Here is a 16279-nt window from a genome sequence, read left to right on the forward strand (position 1 = left end):
GCAACTTCCTGAGATCAAGCTTGTTATGCCACTCCAGCGATCGCCCTGGCGAACTCGCTTGCGGAGAATGGTTCGAGGTCGTCGACCTGTTCGCCGACGCCGATGAAATAAACCGGCAATTTATGCTTTGCCGCAATCGCCACCAGAATACCGCCGCGTGCCGTGCCGTCCAGCTTGGTCATCACCAGGCCGTTGACGCCGGCGACATTGCGGAAGATCTCGACCTGGTTGAGCGCGTTCTGGCCGGTGGTGGCGTCGACCGTCTGCAGCACGGTGTGCGGCGCCTCCGGATCGAGCTTGCCCAGCACCCGGACGATCTTTTCGAGTTCCGCCATCAGCTCGGTCTTGTTCTGCAGCCGCCCGGCGGTGTCGATGATCAGCACGTCGGAGCCGGCTTGCCTGGCCTGTTCGAAGGCATCGTAGGCGAGGCCGGCGGCGTCGGCGCCAAGCTTCGAGGCGATGACCGGCGACCTGGTGCGCTCGCCCCAGATCTTCAATTGCTCGATCGCGGCGGCACGGAACGTGTCGCCGGCGGCGAGCATCACCGACAGGCCGCCGTCGGTCAGCTTTGCCGCCAGCTTGCCGATGGTCGTGGTCTTGCCGGTGCCGTTGACGCCGACGATAAGGATGACATGCGGCTTGTGGCTGAGGTCGAGCTCCAGCGGCAAGGCGACATGGGTCAGCACCTTCTCCACCTCGGTCGCCATGATGGCGCGGACTTCCGTCTCGGAGACGTCCTTGCCGTAGCGGCTGGCAGCCAGCGAATCGGTGATGCGCAAAGCCGTCTCCATGCCGAGATCGGCGCGGATCAGCACGTCCTCCAGATCCTGCAGCGTGTCCTCGTCGAGCTTGCGCTTGGTGAAGACGCCGGCGATGTTGCCTGACAGTTCCCGGGAAGAGCGGGCGAGCCCCTCCTTCATGCGCTGGAACCACGAGCGTTTCGGTGCCGCTTCCGGCGCCTTCTGCGGCTCGGCTCTCTGCTCGACCTTCTTGGCGACGGTGACCTTGCCGGCAGCCGGCTTTGGCTCCGGCGGCGGTTGTGGAACGGGCTCGCGCTTTACCTCCGCCTCGATGGCCGAGGTCCCGAGCGAAGCTCGGGGGTGGGGGTGACTGGCGCTGGCGCCGGCGCTGTCACCCCACCCCGCCGCTTCGCGGCGACCCTCCCCATCGAGGCGAGGGTGGGGCGCTGGAATGGCTTCAGGTTCGGGCGCGATCTCGGTAAGGACCGGCTTCGCCTCGATCGGTGCTGGCTGGCGAATGGGGGGCGGGATTTCGGCCGTCGGTCCGGCATCTTGCGCAGGTCCGCGCTGCCCCTCACCCTTACCCTCTCCCCGTGAAGGACGGGGAGAGGGGGGCGTCAGCGCAGCCGCTTCTTCCTCGGCCTCTGCGGGAGTGGTTCCGGCGGCGCGATCAGCACCCTTCTCCCCGTCCCTATACGGGGAGAAGGTGCCGGCAGGCGGATGAGGGGCGGCAGCCGCTGATGATGGAAGCTGAGTGGACGCTTCGACGGACGCAGGTTCGGGTTGTTTCTTCGGGGCGATTTCCGGCTGCTCGGGCTCAGGAACGTCCTGCGGCTCCGGAGTTGGCTCGGGAATGACGGGAGCAGCCGGAATCTGCTCTGGCTCTTCGACCGGATCAGGCTCCGGCTGAGCAGGCTCGGCCTCTTCAACAGGCACCGGCTGTGCCGGAGGCGCAGCTTCTGCTTCGGGCCAAGGCTCTTCGCGTTTCAAAAATTCCGGAACGGCTTGCTCGGCCGCCGGTTTCAGTGCCTCGAGCGCGTCCCATTTGATCGGCGGCAGCGGTGCGGTCTCGTCGATCCGCTCCTCGACCACTTCCTTCTTGCCGAACGAAAATATCTTCTTGAGAAAACCAGCCATGTTCTTGCGTCTCAGGCGGCGCGGGCGGCAAGCGGCGCCGCGATCAGCCGCGAGCCGTCATCGCCGGCGATAGCGGCCTCGACGATTTCGCCCGCCGCACCGTCGGAGACCGCAGCGAGCGTAAACCCTTCGGTGCGGCCGAGCCCGTCGCGCTCGACCAGGATCGACTGGCGTGTTCCGGCGAGCGAGGAAAGGTGGCTGCGATAGGCGGCGTCACCGGCGGCGCGCAGCCGTGCCGCACGCTGCTTGACCAGTTCGCGGCGAAGCTGCGGCATGCGCGCGGCGGGGGTGCCTTCGCGCGGCGAAAACGGAAAGACGTGGAGATGCGTCAGGCCGCATTCCTCGACGATCTCCAGCGATTTTTCGAACATGGCCTCCGTCTCGGTCGGGAAGCCGGCGATGATGTCGGCGCCGAAGACGATGCCGGGACGCAATTTGCGCAAATCCTGGCAAAAACGGATCGACTGATCCCGGTTGTGCCGGCGCTTCATCCGCTTCAGGATCATGTCGTCACCGGACTGCAGCGACAGATGCAGATGCGGCATCAGCCGGGGCTCGGTGGCGATGGCGTCGAGCAGATCGTCGTCAGCCTCGATCGAATCGATCGAGGAAAGGCGCAGGCGTTTCACGTCAGGCACCTGCTTCAGGATTGTCTTGACCAATTTGCCGAGTTTCGGGCTACCCGGCAGGTCGGCGCCGAAACTGGTCATGTCGACGCCGGTCAGCACGATCTCGGCATAGCCATTGCCGCTCAGCCGCTTGACCTGCTCGACCACGGCGCCCATCGGCACCGAGCGCGAATTGCCGCGGCCATAGGGGATGATGCAGAAGGTGCAGCGGTGGTCGCAGCCGTTCTGAACCTGGACGAACGCCCGCGCCCGGCCTTCGATGGCGTCGACCATGTGGCCGGCCGTCTCGCGCACCGAAAAGATATCGTTGACGCGAGCCTTCTCGGTGTCGTTGACGCCGAAATCCGGCAGCGCGCGATAGGAATGCGCCTTCAGCTTTTCCTCGTTGCCAAGGACGAGATCGACCTCGTCCATGGCGACGAAATTCTGCGGCTCGGTCTGCGCGGCGCAGCCGGTGACGATGATGCGGGCGGCCGGATTCTCGCGGCGGGCCTTGCGGATCGACTGTTTTGCCTGGCGCACCGCCTCGCCGGTGACGGCGCAGGTGTTGAAGATGATGGCGCCGCCTTCCAGCGCGCCAAGGCCGGCGCTTTCCGCCTCTCGCCGCATCACTTCGGATTCATAGGTGTTCAGCCGGCAGCCGAAGGTGACGACGTCAACGCTTTTGGGAAGAGCGGGACCCTTCTTGGCAAGGGGAGCCATCAGGCGGCGCTTTCGGTGTCGCGGGCCCACACGCCGGTCGCCGGGTCGAAGCTGCCGGAAAATTCCCATTCGGCGGCGCCGGTGAGGATGACGTGGTCGTCGCCGCGCCACTCGACATGCAAGGAGCCACCTCCGGGCGTCACCAGGGAGACGCTGCGTCCGGTCCGCCTGGTGCGCGCGGCAGCGACGGCGGCGGCACAAGCCGCCGTGCCGCAGGCCTTGGTCAGGCCGGCGCCGCGCTCCCAGGTGCGGATGACCATCGTCTCGGTCGAGGTCACCCGCGCGATGGTGATGTTGGCGCGTTCGGGGAAGATCGGGTGGTTTTCGAGCAGCGGACCGAAGCGGTCGAGCTCATAGGACCAGACGTCGCGGTCGATCCAGAAGATGGCGTGCGGATTGCCCATCGACACGACCGAGGGCGAGTGCAGCACCGGCGCGTCGATCGGGCCGACCTGCAGCTCGATCATGCGGGTATCGCGGAATTCCTCGGCGAGCGGAATATCCTGCCAGCCGAAATGCGGCTTGCCCATGTCGACCGAGATCAGCCCGTCGGCATGTTCTTCGGCGTTGAGGATGCCGGCGACGGTCTCGAAGGCGAATGTCTTCTGGCCGGTCTCGGCGGCAAGCGCCTGCACCACGCAGCGCATGCCGTTGCCGCAGGCCTGCGCGCCAGTTCCGTCGGAATTCAGGATGTCGATGAAAAAGGCAGTGCCCGGCGTTCTGGCGTCGTGGATCGCCATGATCTGATCGAACTTCGTCGCGGCATCGGCATTGAGCGCAAGGGCGGCAGCCGGCGCCACCCGGTCGGCGCGACCGCGCATGTCGGCAACGATGATTTCGTTGCCGATGCCGTTCATCTTGGCGAAGGGGGCAGTGCTTGCCATGGATCGAAAGGTCTCATGCCGGTTTGGCGCCTATATGGCGGATAGCGGCCGGAATTACCAGTGCGAGACGCCAGCGCGACGTGCGTCGACTTGGACGCACAAAGTACGCTCTGACATTTTTAAACCTGCGCATCGTGCTTCCTGAAGATCGATTCCGATTTTCGGGCGGATGCGGTCTATGCCACCGCCAAGACGCCAAGCATGACCAGCAGGAAGATGATCAACACAATGCCGATGAGAATGCGGGCGCCGGTGGCGGCGGCTCCGGCCAATGCCGGCATGCCGAGCAGGCTGGCCGCGGCCGCGATTATCAGAAGAATCACAATCCATTTGATCATGGGAAATCCCTCGCAGCCGACGGTTGTGGACCACCACCAACGCGTTTACGACGTCCCGGGTTCCCCCGGGGGCTCTGGGGGGCCGGGTCGCCAGCCTAGAGCGCCGGCACGTCCCAGACTTCGCCGGGACGCAGGGCGCGAAAGCGTTCTTGCGGGACACCTTGATCGTTGAGGGCCTCGCCCAGCTTTCTTGCCGGCTCGTCGATCGGCTCGTTGGTGAGCCGGAACGTGCCCCAATGGCAGCCGGCGGCATAGGCGGCGTTGCACAACAGCATGCCTTGCACCGCCTCCTCCGGGTTCTGGTGGTGTGGCGCCATGAACCAGCGCGGCTCGTAGGCGCCGATCGGCAGGATGGCGAGGCGGAAGCCGCCGTGCCTTGCGGCCATCAGCCGATAGTTGATGCCATCGTGGAAACCGGTGTCGCCGGCGAAATAGACCTTTCCGCCCGGCGTCTCGACCACAAAACCCGCCCACAGCGCCATGCGCCGGTCGCGGGTGCCGCGCGCCGACCAGTGGTGCACCGGCTCGACATGGACGGCGACGTCCTTGCCGATCTCGACCCGCTCGCCCCAGTCATGCACGGAAAGCCGCATTCCGGGAACGCCATCGTCGATGATGGCGTCGTTGCCGAGCGGCGTCAGCACCAGCGGGTCATGCTTTGTCTTCAGCCGCTTCAGCGTGGCGAGGTCCAGATGGTCGTAGTGGTTATGGCTGACCAATACGAGATCGATCGGCGGCAGGCTGGAAAAGGCGATGCCGGGCGGATTGACCCGTTTCGGCCCGGCAAAGGGGAGCGGCGAGGCGCGCCGCGACCAGACCGGGTCGGTGAGGATGTTCAGGCCGGCTGTCTGGATGAGCAGCGTGGAATGGCCGACCATGGTCAGCCTCAGTTCGGAGCCGTCGATCCGTTTGGCCGGTGTCGCCTGATGAAACGGACTTGGATTCGCCGACGGCCATTTCGAGCGTTCGCCGCCCAGCTGCCACTTCAAAAGATCGGAAAAGCGGGCAGGCAACTTGCCGGTGGGATTGAAGAACAAGGTGCCGTCGAAATGATCGCTGGGCGGCCCGCTATAGTAGCGGTTGGCCGCCCTTTTCCTCGCAGCCAAGATTTCGCCTCCGGCAAGGTTCGGTTTCATCAGAGATAGGACCGAAGCGGGCTGGCGCAAGCATTTGGCGGCCGGACGCCAGGGGCAGGCCTGTCCTGGCAAACCGCTGCGCAGTCTCGCGTCAGACCCCCAGGACAGGTTTTCGGGCGGCACGCATTTGTGGCAAAGTTGCAACAGGTGCCGCCGCAAATGCTATTTTAACCATACAGGGTTGAAATTTTGCCACCTTCTCCGTCTTGGTAAGGGGGATATTGTGCGGACGGCAGCCCGGCCGGACCCGACGGAGGTTTGAAATGAATTTTTCGAAAACCGGTCTGCTGGCCGTATCGCTGGCCGCGCTCTTTGCGAGCGGCTGTTCAACGTCACGGTTCTCGCCGATGGACCAGCAGCCGGCGCCGCTGCAAGCCGCGCCCTCCGGCACGGTGACCGCAAACCAGCTGCCGCCGCCGGCGTCGCCTGGCACCGCCGACCCGTCGAAATTTCCGACGGCGCCGCAAGGCCCTCAGGTCGCCTCGCTGCCGCCGGACGGAACGGCTCCGGCCGGAGCCCCGGATCTTACCGCAAGCAGCGTCGCCGGCGTGTGGAAGGCCAGCGTGTCCGGCCAGAGCTGCCAGGTGGCGACGCCGCAAACCAAATTCGGCTCCGGCTATCGGGCTGGACCACTGCATTGCCCGGCGCCGATCGACGGCATCAAATCCTGGAACGTCGCCGGCAAGCAGTTGACGCTGTACGACGCGAATGGCGGCACGCTGGCACGGCTCTATTCCTCGGGCGGAGAGAAATTCGACGGCCAGACTTCCAACGGCCTGCCGATCTCGCTTACAAGAGGCTGACCCGCCCGCCCTTATTGTTTTTAGGCGATTCCGAAAACCGCTACACGCTTTCCCGGAATTGCTCTCTTTTGTTTTTACGCAATTCCGGACAGAAAACCGCTACACATTTTTCTTGGAATTGCTCCGGAACGACGTGACCGATGCATCTGCGTGACGGCCTTCAGACCCATGCGACCGTCCGGCAGCGTTACGACCATTGGGTCGATACGGGCGTGATCGACCGCGATCCGGCGCAGGAGCGGGTCGTCGCGGCACTCGATCGGTTGATCGACGAGATTTCGGCAAAACGGCTGGCGCACAAATCGAGCGCGCTGGGCTGGCTGTTCGCTCGCAAGCGCGAGACGCGCGAGGCCGTCAAGGGCCTCTATATCCACGGCGGCGTCGGCCGTGGCAAGACCATGCTGATGGACATGTTCTTCGAGCTGGTGCCGGTCCGGCGCAAGCGCCGTGTGCATTTCAACGACTTCATGGCCGATGTGCAGGACCGCATCCAGAAGCACCGGCAGGCGCGTAAAGAGGGCACCGTCAGGGAAGACGACCCGATCGCGCCGGTGGCCCGCGCGTTGGCCGAGGAAGCCTGGGTGCTGTGCTTCGACGAGTTTTCCGTCACCGACATCGCCGATGCGATGATCCTGTCGCGGCTGTTCTCGGCGCTGTTTGCCAACGGCGTCGTGCTGGTCGCCACGTCCAATGTCGCGCCGCAGGATCTCTACGGCGACGGCTTGAACCGCAAGCTTTTCCTTCCCTTCATCGGCATCCTGGAGCGGCATGCGCAGGTGATTGCCCTCGATGCCGACAAGGACTATCGGCTGGACAAGCTCAGCCGCCTGCCGGTCTATGTCACCCCTGCCGATGCCGCGGCCGATGCTGTCCTCGATGAGGCCTGGAAAGTGATGACGCATGGCAGGCCGACGGAGGCAGCGGCCCTGACGGTAAAGGGCCGGCAGGTCGTCGTGCCGCGCGCCGCCGGCGAAGCGGCGCGGTTTTCTTTTGCCGATCTCTGCGAAAGCCCGCTCGGCGCCCGCGATTTCCTGGCGATTGCCAGCCGCTTCTCGACCGTCTTCATCGATCATGTGCCGGTGCTTGGCGAAGGCATGCGCAACGAGGCGAAGCGCTTCATCCTGCTGATAGACACGCTCTACGACCATCATGTGCGGCTGGTGGTGAGCGCCGCCGCACCGCCAGCGGAGCTGTATACGGCTAGGCGCGGCAACGAGGTCTTCGAGTTCGAGCGCACCGCGTCGCGGCTGATCGAGATGCGGAGCCACGAATGGCTGGAAGACTGGGTGGAGAGGCAGAAGGCGCGGGTGGTGCCTGCGGAGGCGGGGCAGGTTCGGGCCTGAACCTCGTTTCGTAGAGTTCCGGCACACCCCCTCTGTCCTGCCGGACATCTCCCCCTCAAGGGCCCCTCAAGGGGGGAGATCAGATGTCGCCTCGACCTTCGCCAGTTTCCAGCGTTGTGGAAGAAGCCCGTCGTCAAAACCGCCGATCTCCCCCCATGTGGGGGAGATGTCCGGCAGGACAGAGGGGGGCGCTGTCCCGCCGGCGTCTATAGTCGATACACATACATGACGAACGCCTCCGCCGGCCCGTGCGGCTCCTTGCGCGACTCATAAAGCGCCTGGGCCGCCACATTGTCCGGCTCGGTGCCGACCCAGGCCTCCTCGCAGCCATGCTCCCGGCCGAGCTCAAACATGGCGTCGAGCATCTTCGTCGCTATGGCCTGGCGCTGGAAGGCCGGCGCCACGCCGACTTCGTCGATGTAGAGTTCGCTCACCTTGTCCGGGTGGCGGTGGATGACGGCCGCGCATTGGCCGACGACTGTGCCATCGGCCAATGCCACGATCATGAAATGACCGGGTTCGCGGAGATACGCTGCCAACCGATCCAGCCTGACGGGTTCATCGAACACATCTTCGGCGACCCGCATCACAAGGGCGTCATCGCCGGAAAACAGCCTTCTTATTTCCATCTTCATTGCGTAACTTTCCCAAGTCGGCTCAATTCTTTTGACGTTTACGTAAATCCCAATCCATCTAACCGATTGAAAAATCTCACTCCAAAATAATCGTTTGAATATTTTATGCGCCGGGGCTATTGGGTGCGGCGAAATCTTCGCGGCTTCCCCGCAGCATTCCGGCCTCCTTCCTCGACGCCGTCATCCAATTCCTTAAGGGATTGGGCGCCGTCACAGTCTAAAGGGAAAACATCCTGACATGGCACGCAACAAGATAGCGCTCATCGGCTCGGGCATGATCGGCGGCACGCTCGCCCACATGATCGGCCTCAAGGATCTCGGCGACGTTGTGCTGTTCGATATCGCCGAGGGCATCCCGCAAGGCAAAGGGCTGGATATCGCGCAGTCGTCGCCGGTTGATGGGTTCGATTCCAGGCTGACCGGCGTCAACGATTATGCCGGCATCGAGGGTGCCGACGTCTGCATCGTCACCGCCGGCGTGCCGCGCAAGCCCGGCATGAGCCGCGACGACCTTCTCGGCATCAATCTGAAGGTCATGGAGCAGGTTGGCGCGGGTCTCAAGAAATACGCGCCGAAAGCCTTCGTCATCTGCATCACCAACCCGCTCGACGCCATGGTCTGGGCGCTGCAGAAGTTTTCCGGCCTGCCGAAGAGCCATGTCGTGGGCATGGCCGGCGTGCTCGACAGTTCGCGCTTTCGCTATTTCCTGGCCGAAGAGTTCAAGGTGTCGGTCGAGGATGTCACCGCCTTCGTGCTCGGCGGCCATGGCGATTCCATGGTGCCGATGATCCGCTATTCGACGGTCGCCGGCATCCCGCTGCCCGACCTCATCAAGATGGGCTGGACCTCGAAGGAAAAGCTCGACCAGATCGTGCAGCGCACCCGCGACGGCGGCGCCGAGATCGTCGGCCTGCTCAAGACCGGCTCGGCCTTCTACGCACCGGCCGCCTCGGCGATCGCCATGGCCGAAGCCTATCTCAAGGACAAGAAGCGCGTGCTGCCCTGTGCTGCGCATCTCTCCGGCCAGTATGGTGTCAAGAACACCTATGTCGGCGTGCCGGTGGTGATCGGCGCCGGCGGTGTCGAGCGCGTCATCGAGATCGAGCTCGTTAAGGCCGAGCAGAAGATGTTCGACAATTCGGTGGCGGCGGTGCAGGGCCTGTGCGAGGCTTGCGTCAAGATCGCTCCGCAACTCGCCGCCAAATGATCCGAAGTGACCCGCCAGTAAAGTGATCTGGAGACAACGCGCATGAACATCCATGAATATCAGGGCAAGGCGCTGCTGAAGGGCTTTGGCGCACCGGTGGCCGAAGGGGTGCCGGTGTTTAGGGCAAGCGAGGCGGAAGCCGCCGGCAAGGCACTGCCCGGCCCGCTCTATGTGGTGAAAAGCCAGATCCATGCCGGCGGCCGCGGCAAGGGCAAGTTCAGGGAGCTTGGCCCCGACGCCAAGGGCGGCGTCAGGCTGGCGAAATCGGTGGCCGAGGTCGTCGCCAACGCCAAGGAAATGCTTGGCCACACGCTGGTCACCAAGCAGACCGGCCCGGCGGGCAAGCAGGTCAACCGCCTCTACATCGAGGACGGCGCCGACATCGAGCGCGAGCTCTATCTGTCGCTGCTGGTCGATCGCTCCGTCGGCCGCATCGCCTTCGTCGTTTCGACCGAGGGTGGCATGGATATCGAGGCGGTCGCCCACGACACGCCGGAAAAGATCATCACCGTCGCCATCGACCCGGAAAAAGGCATAACGGCGGATGATTTGAAAGAACTCAACGGCGCGCTGAAGCTCGACGGCGACGCCGCCAAGGACGGCGAGACGTTGTTCCCGATCCTCTACAAAGCCTTCGTCGAGAAGGACATGAGCCTGCTCGAGATCAACCCGCTGATCGTCATGAAGGATGGCCGGTTGCGCGTGCTCGACGCAAAAGTGTCGTTCGACAACAACGCGCTGTTCCGCCATCCCGACGTGATGGAGCTGCGCGACATTACCGAAGAGGACGAGAAGGAGATCGAGGCGTCGAAATACGACCTCGCCTATGTCGCGCTCGACGGCAATATCGGCTGCATGGTCAACGGCGCCGGCCTCGCCATGGCGACGATGGATATCATCAAGCTCTACGGCGCCGAGCCCGCCAACTTCCTCGACGTCGGCGGCGGTGCGTCGAAGGAGAAGGTGACGGCGGCGTTCAAGATCATCACCAAGGACCCGGCGGTCAAAGGCATCCTGATCAATATCTTCGGCGGCATCATGAAGTGCGACATCATTGCCGAGGGCGTTATCGCGGCGGTCAAGGAAGTCGGCCTGCAAGTGCCGCTGGTGGTGCGGCTGGAAGGCACCAATGCCGAGCTCGGCAAGAAGATCATCAACGACAGCGGGCTCAACGTCGTCTCGGCCGATGACCTCGACGACGCGGCCAAGAAAATCGTGGCGGCGGTGAAGGGCTGAAGGGAAGTCGATGATTTCGCCCCGACTTCTGTGCGCAATTGGGTTCGGCTGCTTCGCCCTGTCGGCGCACGCGGAAGAGGTTTCGGATGCAATGGTGCTCTATAAGAATATCTGTATCGCATCAAACGGCGATTTGACCAAAGCGGAGCAATTGACGATCGAGAATGGATTTTCGATAGATTCTGACGACAGTGGCAGAAAGACTTTCGATCGAACGAGCACTGGAACTCTCTCGGCGCCGTTTGTCATACTCAAGCCAGCAGGATCGAATGGGGATAAGTCTTTGCTCGATATCTGTGAGATCTTCGGAACTACGATTCGAATGGCAGAGTTTGATGACTACGCTCGCTCGCGGGGTTTGATCGAGGTGCCAAAGGAGGAGGTTCTTGGCGATCTAGCGGACCAAAACTATGTCCGGATTTACGCAAATAAGGAGTGCCAGGCTATTGGGGACGGCAGCGCCGCATGCCTTGTGATCGGGACCATCTGCGACAAGCCGGTAGACGAAAAGTTCAGTGGGGTTTTCCGTTTTGGAACTCCTCAGCCTCAAGTGGGGGATCCTCTATGACCTTACCTCCATCCACAAGCGTGAGGGGCTGATCTGGTGCCTCCGCACAAGATAAATCTGGTCGAGGCGGCGGATCAGAAGATCAAGAAGGTCTTCGATCCGCATGTTGCCGGCGACGTCAACGACGCCCAGGTCAAGATCGCCAAGTTCGGCGATGTCTTTGACTGGCACGCGCATGACAACGAGGACGAAGCGTTCCTGGTGCTGCGCGGCCGCATCGCCATCGATTTTCGCGACGGCACGGTGGAGCTTGGCAGCGGCGAGTTCATCGTCGTGCCGCGGTCCGTCGAGCACCGGCCGCGCTCGCTGAGCGAACAGCCGGTGGTGCTGATGTTCGAGCCGGCGACGACGCTCAACACCGGCAACGCCAAAAGTGACCTCACCGTCGCCGATCTCAAGCGGCTGTAGGGAGCTTGTCGAGGAAGAGAAATGAAGAACATCACTCTGGCGGTCGAAGACGAGGTTCTGGAGCAGGTCAAGCTGACGGCCGCTGAACAGGGAACGACCGTCGACGCCTTGGTGCGGGAGTTTTTCGCGACAGTGGCGGCGAAGCGCCGTGCCAACGACGGGGCTCGGCTAGCCCTGCTTAGGCTTGCCTACGAGGCTTCAGGCGACAGGGACAGCAAGACTTGGAACCGGGCAGCTCCCATGACCGCTGAATGCCGCCTCGACAAGAACATGCTCGTCCATGCCGCCATCGGACATAATTCCAAGCGCGCGGAGTATGGCGCAACCATCGCCGCCGCCGAGCGCCTTGGCGTCAAGACACTTTACACCGAAGACCTCAACCACGGACAGGCTTACGGCGCCGTGGTCGCCATCCATCCCTTCCGCACTCACTGATTAGGTCGCAAAAATGTCCATTCTCGTCGACAAGAACACCAAGGTGCTCGTGCAGGGCCTGACCGGCAAGACCGGCACATTCCATACCGAGCAGGCGCTGGCCTATCACGGGACAAAAATGGTCGGCGGCATCCACCCCAAAAAGGGTGGCGAGACGTGGACCGGCGCCAAGGGCGAGAGCTTGCCGATCTTTTCAACCGTCGCTGAAGGCAAGGCGAAGACCGGCGCCAATGCGTCTGTCGTCTATGTGCCGCCGGCGGGCGCCGCCGAGGCGATCCTGGAAGCGATCGAAGCCGAGATCCCGCTGATCATCTGCATCACCGAGGGCATCCCGGTGATCGACATGATCAAGGTCAAGGCGCGGCTCGACCGCTCGACATCGCGGCTCATCGGTCCCAACTGCCCTGGCGTCCTGACCCCCAACGAATGCAAGATCGGCATCATGCCCGGCAACATCTTCCGCAAGGGCTCAGTCGGCGTTGTTTCCCGCTCGGGAACGCTTACCTATGAGGCAGTGTTCCAGACCACCAATGTCGGCCTCGGCCAGACCACCGCCGTCGGCATCGGTGGCGACCCCGTCAAAGGCACGGAGTTCATCGACGTGCTGGAGATGTTCCTCGCCGACGGCGAGACCCAGTCGATCATCATGATCGGCGAGATCGGCGGCTCGGCCGAGGAAGACGCCGCGCAGTTCCTCAAGGACGAAGCCAAGCGTGGCCGCAAAAAGCCGATGGCCGGTTTCATCGCCGGGCGCACGGCTCCGGCCGGCCGCACTATGGGTCACGCCGGCGCGGTGATCTCCGGCGGCAAGGGCGGCGCCGAAGACAAGATCGCGGCGATGGAATCGGCCGGAATAAAGGTTTCGCCGTCGCCGGCTCGGCTCGGCACGACGCTGGTCGAAGCGATAAAAGGTTAAGGCAGTAAGGGAGTAGGGCAGTATGGGAGTAGGGGAATAGGAACAACGGGACGAGTGATGGCAAGTGCCTGGTTCTCCCTACTGCCCTACTGCCTTACTGCCCTACTCCCCTCCAAAACAGGAGACGGAGCCAAGGCTCCGCGGAAAAAATGGCAAGACAAGATCAGGCCAACGACCAATTTTCGCTTACCTCTTTCCTCTATGGCGGTAATGCCGACTACATCGACGCGCTCTACGCCGCCTATGAGGACGATCCCTCTTCGGTCGATCCCGAATGGCAGGATTTCTTCGCGGCGCTGAAGGACGACGCCGGCGATGTCCGCAAGAATGCCAAGGGCGCCTCATGGGCCAAGCCCTCGTGGCCGCTGCAGGCCAATGGCGAACTAGTCTCGGCGCTCGACGGCGATTGGGGCATCGTCGAGAAGCACATCGAGAAGAAGGTCCAGAACAAGGCGGTGATGAACGGGGTCACCCTGTCCGACGCCGACGTCCATCAGGCGACGCGCGATTCCGTGCGCGCCATCATGATGATCCGCGCCTACCGCATGCGTGGCCATTTGCACGCCAATCTCGACCCGCTCGGCATCGCCAAGCTCGAGGATTACAACGAGCTGTCGCCGGAAAACTACGGCTTCACATCAGCCGACTACGACCGCCCGATCTTCCTCGACAACGTGCTCGGGCTCGAATTCGGCACCATCCGGCAGATGCTCGACATCCTGACCCGCACCTATTGCTCGACGCTCGGCGTCGAGTTCATGCATATTTCCGATCCCGAGGAGAAGGCCTGGATCCAGGCGCGCATCGAGGGCACCGACAAGGAGATCTCCTTCACCGCCGCCGGCAAGAAGGCGATCCTGCAGAAGCTGGTCGAGGCCGAAGGCTTCGAGCAGTTCATCGACGTCAAGTACAAGGGCACCAAGCGCTTCGGGCTCGACGGCGCCGAGGCGCTGATCCCGGCGTTGGAGCAGATCGTCAAGCGCGGCGGCCAGCTCGGCATGAAGGAGATCGTGCTCGGCATGGCGCATCGCGGCCGGCTGAACGTGCTCTCCCAGGTGATGGCCAAGCCGCACCGCGCCATCTTCCACGAGTTCAAGGGCGGCTCGGCCGCGCCCGACGAGGTCGAGGGCTCGGGCGACGTGAAGTACCATCTCGGTGCTTCGTCGGACCGCGAGTTCGACGGCAACAAGGTGCACCTGTCGCTGACCGCCAATCCATCGCACCTGGAAATCGTCGATCCGGTGGTGATGGGCAAGGCGCGGGCCAAGCAGGACTCTCTGTTCGGCCGCAGCCGCGAAGAGATCGTGCCGCTGGAAGAGCGCGCCAAGGTGCTGCCGCTGCTCCTGCATGGTGACGCCGCCTTTGCCGGCCAGGGCGTGATTGCCGAAATCCTCGGCTTGTCCGGCTTGCGCGGCCACCGCGTCGCCGGCACGCTGCACTTCATCATCAACAACCAGATCGGCTTCACCACCAACCCGCGCTTTTCGCGCTCGTCGCCCTATCCGTCGGATGTCGCCAAGATGATCGAGGCGCCGATCTTCCACGTCAATGGCGACGATCCGGAAGCCGTGGTCCATGCCACCAAGGTGGCCATCGAATTCCGCATGAGGTTCCACAAGCCTGTCGTGGTCGACATGTTCTGCTACCGCCGCTTCGGCCACAATGAGGGCGACGAACCGGCCTTCACCCAGCCGATCATGTATCGCAACATCCGCAACCATAAGACGACGGTGCAGATCTATGCCGACCGGCTGATCGCCGAAGGCCACATCAGCCAGGCCGAATTCGACAAGCTGAAGGCCGACTGGCGGGCACATCTCGAGCAGGAATTCGAGGTCGGCCAGCACTATAAGCCCAACAAGGCCGACTGGCTGGATGGCGCCTGGTCGGGCCTGCGCACAGCCGACAACCAGGACGAACAGCGGCGCGGCAAGACCGCCGTGCCGGTCAAGACGCTGAAGGAAATCGGCAAGAAGCTGACCGAGGTGCCGAAGGATTTCGCGGCCCACAAGACGATCATGCGGTTTCTCGAAAACCGCCGCCAGGCGATCGAGTCGGGCGAAGGCATCGACTGGTCGACGGCCGAGGCGCTGGCCTTCGGCGCCATTCTGCTCGACGGCAATCCGGTCCGGCTGTCCGGACAGGATTCGGAGCGCGGCACGTTCTCGCAACGCCACTCCGTGCTCTACGACCAGCGCGACGAGACACGCTACATCCCGCTCAACAATCTGTCGGCGGCGCAGGCCGGTTTCGAGGTCATCAACTCGATGCTGTCGGAAGAGGCCGTGCTCGGCTTCGAATATGGCTACAGCCTGGCCGAGCCGAAGGCGCTGACGCTTTGGGAAGCGCAGTTCGGCGATTTCGCCAACGGCGCCCAGGTGGTGTTCGACCAGTTCATCTCGTCGGGCGAGCGCAAGTGGCTCAGAATGTCGGGCCTCGTCTGCCTGTTGCCGCATGGCTATGAAGGCCAGGGGCCGGAACATTCGTCGGCCAGGCTTGAGCGATTCCTGCAGCTTTGCGCCGAAGACAACATGCAAGTGGCCTACTGCACGACGCCGGCCAACTACTTCCACATCCTGCGCCGGCAGTTGAAGCGGGATTTCCGCAAGCCGCTGATCCTGATGACGCCGAAGTCGCTGCTGCGCCACAAGCGGGCGGTGTCGACACTGCCGGAGATGTCGGGCGAAAGCGCGTTCCACCGGCTGTTGTGGGACGATGCCCAGCAACTCCCCGGCCAGGCGATCAAGCTCACCAAGGATTCGAAGATTCGCCGCGTCGTGCTCTGCTCGGGCAAGGTCTATTACGACCTCTACGAGGAGCGCGAGAAGCGCGGCATCAACGACATCTACCTGCTGCGTGTCGAACAGCTCTATCCGTTCCCGGCCAAGGCGCTGATCACCGAACTGTCACGCTTCCGCAACGCCGAGATGGTCTGGTGCCAGGAGGAGCCCAAGAATATGGGCGCCTGGTCGTTCATCGATCCGTATCTGGAATGGGTGCTGGCGCATATCGACGCCAAGCACCAGCGGGTGCGCTATACCGGCCGGCCGGCCGCCGCGTCGCCGGCGACCGGGTTGATGTCGAAGCATCTCGCCCAGCTTGCCGCCTTGCTCGAAGACGCGCTCGGTGAATAGAACAGAGTTCGGCGAATAGAACAGAACC

15 protein-coding genes are annotated in these 16279 nt (G+C 63.3%); 9 read left to right on the forward strand and 6 right to left on the reverse strand.

All coding sequences use genetic code 11. The features are described 5' to 3' along the window. Positions 1-23: 23 nt before the first annotated feature. The 5 genes from ftsY to AC0L28_RS05105 form a co-directional block, all read right to left on the reverse strand. Positions 24-1877 carry a signal recognition particle-docking protein FtsY gene (ftsY, locus tag AC0L28_RS05085; protein ID WP_473475993.1) on the reverse strand — a complete coding sequence of 618 codons (1854 nt, stop codon included), beginning with the start codon at positions 1875-1877 and terminating at the stop codon, positions 24-26. A gap of 11 nt (positions 1878-1888) precedes the next feature. Then, a complete protein-coding gene (mtaB, locus tag AC0L28_RS05090) occupies positions 1889-3208 on the reverse strand; it encodes a tRNA (N(6)-L-threonylcarbamoyladenosine(37)-C(2))-methylthiotransferase MtaB (RefSeq protein WP_287067361.1) in 1320 nt (439 codons plus the stop codon). After that, on the reverse strand, positions 3208-4092 hold the full coding sequence (gene dapF, locus AC0L28_RS05095) for a diaminopimelate epimerase (protein ID WP_287067359.1): 885 nt from the start codon (positions 4090-4092) through the stop codon (positions 3208-3210). Before dapF ends, mtaB begins: the two co-directional genes overlap by 1 nt. A gap of 176 nt (positions 4093-4268) precedes the next feature. Further along, a complete protein-coding gene (locus AC0L28_RS05100) occupies positions 4269-4430 on the reverse strand; it encodes a DUF1328 family protein (RefSeq protein WP_023803355.1) in 162 nt (53 codons plus the stop codon). A gap of 95 nt (positions 4431-4525) precedes the next feature. After that, positions 4526-5536: an MBL fold metallo-hydrolase gene (locus AC0L28_RS05105; RefSeq protein WP_473475997.1), complete on the reverse strand. Its 1011-nt coding sequence runs from the start codon at positions 5534-5536 to the stop codon at positions 4526-4528. Positions 5537-5829: 293 nt separating this feature from the next. Between AC0L28_RS05105 and AC0L28_RS05110 the strand changes: the two genes are divergently transcribed. Both AC0L28_RS05110 and zapE read left to right on the forward strand, forming a co-directional pair. Next, positions 5830-6369 carry a protease inhibitor Inh/omp19 family protein gene (locus AC0L28_RS05110; RefSeq protein ID WP_128170462.1) on the forward strand — a complete coding sequence of 180 codons (540 nt, stop codon included), beginning with the start codon at positions 5830-5832 and terminating at the stop codon, positions 6367-6369. Between the two features lie 140 nt (positions 6370-6509). Beyond that, positions 6510-7712 (forward strand): cell division protein ZapE, encoded by a 1203-nt coding sequence (gene zapE / locus AC0L28_RS05115; RefSeq protein WP_473476000.1) that lies wholly within the window; start codon positions 6510-6512, stop codon positions 7710-7712. Positions 7713-7918: 206 nt separating this feature from the next. Here the strand turns inward: zapE and AC0L28_RS05120 are convergent, their stop codons facing one another. Then, a complete protein-coding gene (locus AC0L28_RS05120) occupies positions 7919-8347 on the reverse strand; it encodes a GNAT family N-acetyltransferase (RefSeq protein ID WP_128175380.1) in 429 nt (142 codons plus the stop codon). 238 nt (positions 8348-8585) lie between these two features. Here AC0L28_RS05120 and mdh point away from each other — a divergent pair, with 238 nt between their 5' ends. The 7 genes from mdh to AC0L28_RS05155 all read left to right on the forward strand — a co-directional run bounded on the left by mdh (position 8586) and on the right by AC0L28_RS05155 (position 16251). After that, positions 8586-9554, forward strand: a complete 969-nt coding sequence (mdh, locus tag AC0L28_RS05125; RefSeq protein WP_128170459.1) for a malate dehydrogenase — start codon at positions 8586-8588, stop codon at positions 9552-9554. A gap of 42 nt (positions 9555-9596) precedes the next feature. Continuing rightward, positions 9597-10790 carry an ADP-forming succinate--CoA ligase subunit beta gene (sucC, locus tag AC0L28_RS05130; RefSeq protein WP_473476003.1) on the forward strand — a complete coding sequence of 398 codons (1194 nt, stop codon included), beginning with the start codon at positions 9597-9599 and terminating at the stop codon, positions 10788-10790. A 10-nt stretch (positions 10791-10800) separates the two neighbouring features. Further along, positions 10801-11358, forward strand: coding sequence for a hypothetical protein (locus AC0L28_RS05135; protein WP_473476005.1), 558 nt, complete (start codon positions 10801-10803; stop codon positions 11356-11358). Positions 11359-11394: 36 nt separating this feature from the next. Further along, positions 11395-11766 (forward strand): cupin domain-containing protein, encoded by a 372-nt coding sequence (locus AC0L28_RS05140; RefSeq protein ID WP_077380912.1) that lies wholly within the window; start codon positions 11395-11397, stop codon positions 11764-11766. Positions 11767-11787: 21 nt separating this feature from the next. Beyond that, positions 11788-12201 carry a PIN domain-containing protein gene (locus tag AC0L28_RS05145; RefSeq protein ID WP_473476007.1) on the forward strand — a complete coding sequence of 138 codons (414 nt, stop codon included), beginning with the start codon at positions 11788-11790 and terminating at the stop codon, positions 12199-12201. A 13-nt stretch (positions 12202-12214) separates the two neighbouring features. After that, positions 12215-13117, forward strand: coding sequence for a succinate--CoA ligase subunit alpha (gene sucD, locus AC0L28_RS05150; RefSeq protein WP_473476009.1), 903 nt, complete (start codon positions 12215-12217; stop codon positions 13115-13117). 149 nt (positions 13118-13266) lie between these two features. Continuing rightward, positions 13267-16251: a 2-oxoglutarate dehydrogenase E1 component gene (locus AC0L28_RS05155; RefSeq protein ID WP_473476012.1), complete on the forward strand. Its 2985-nt coding sequence runs from the start codon at positions 13267-13269 to the stop codon at positions 16249-16251. The last annotated feature ends 28 nt before the right edge of the window (positions 16252-16279 follow it).

Source organism: Mesorhizobium sp. WSM4847, from assembly GCF_055811335.1.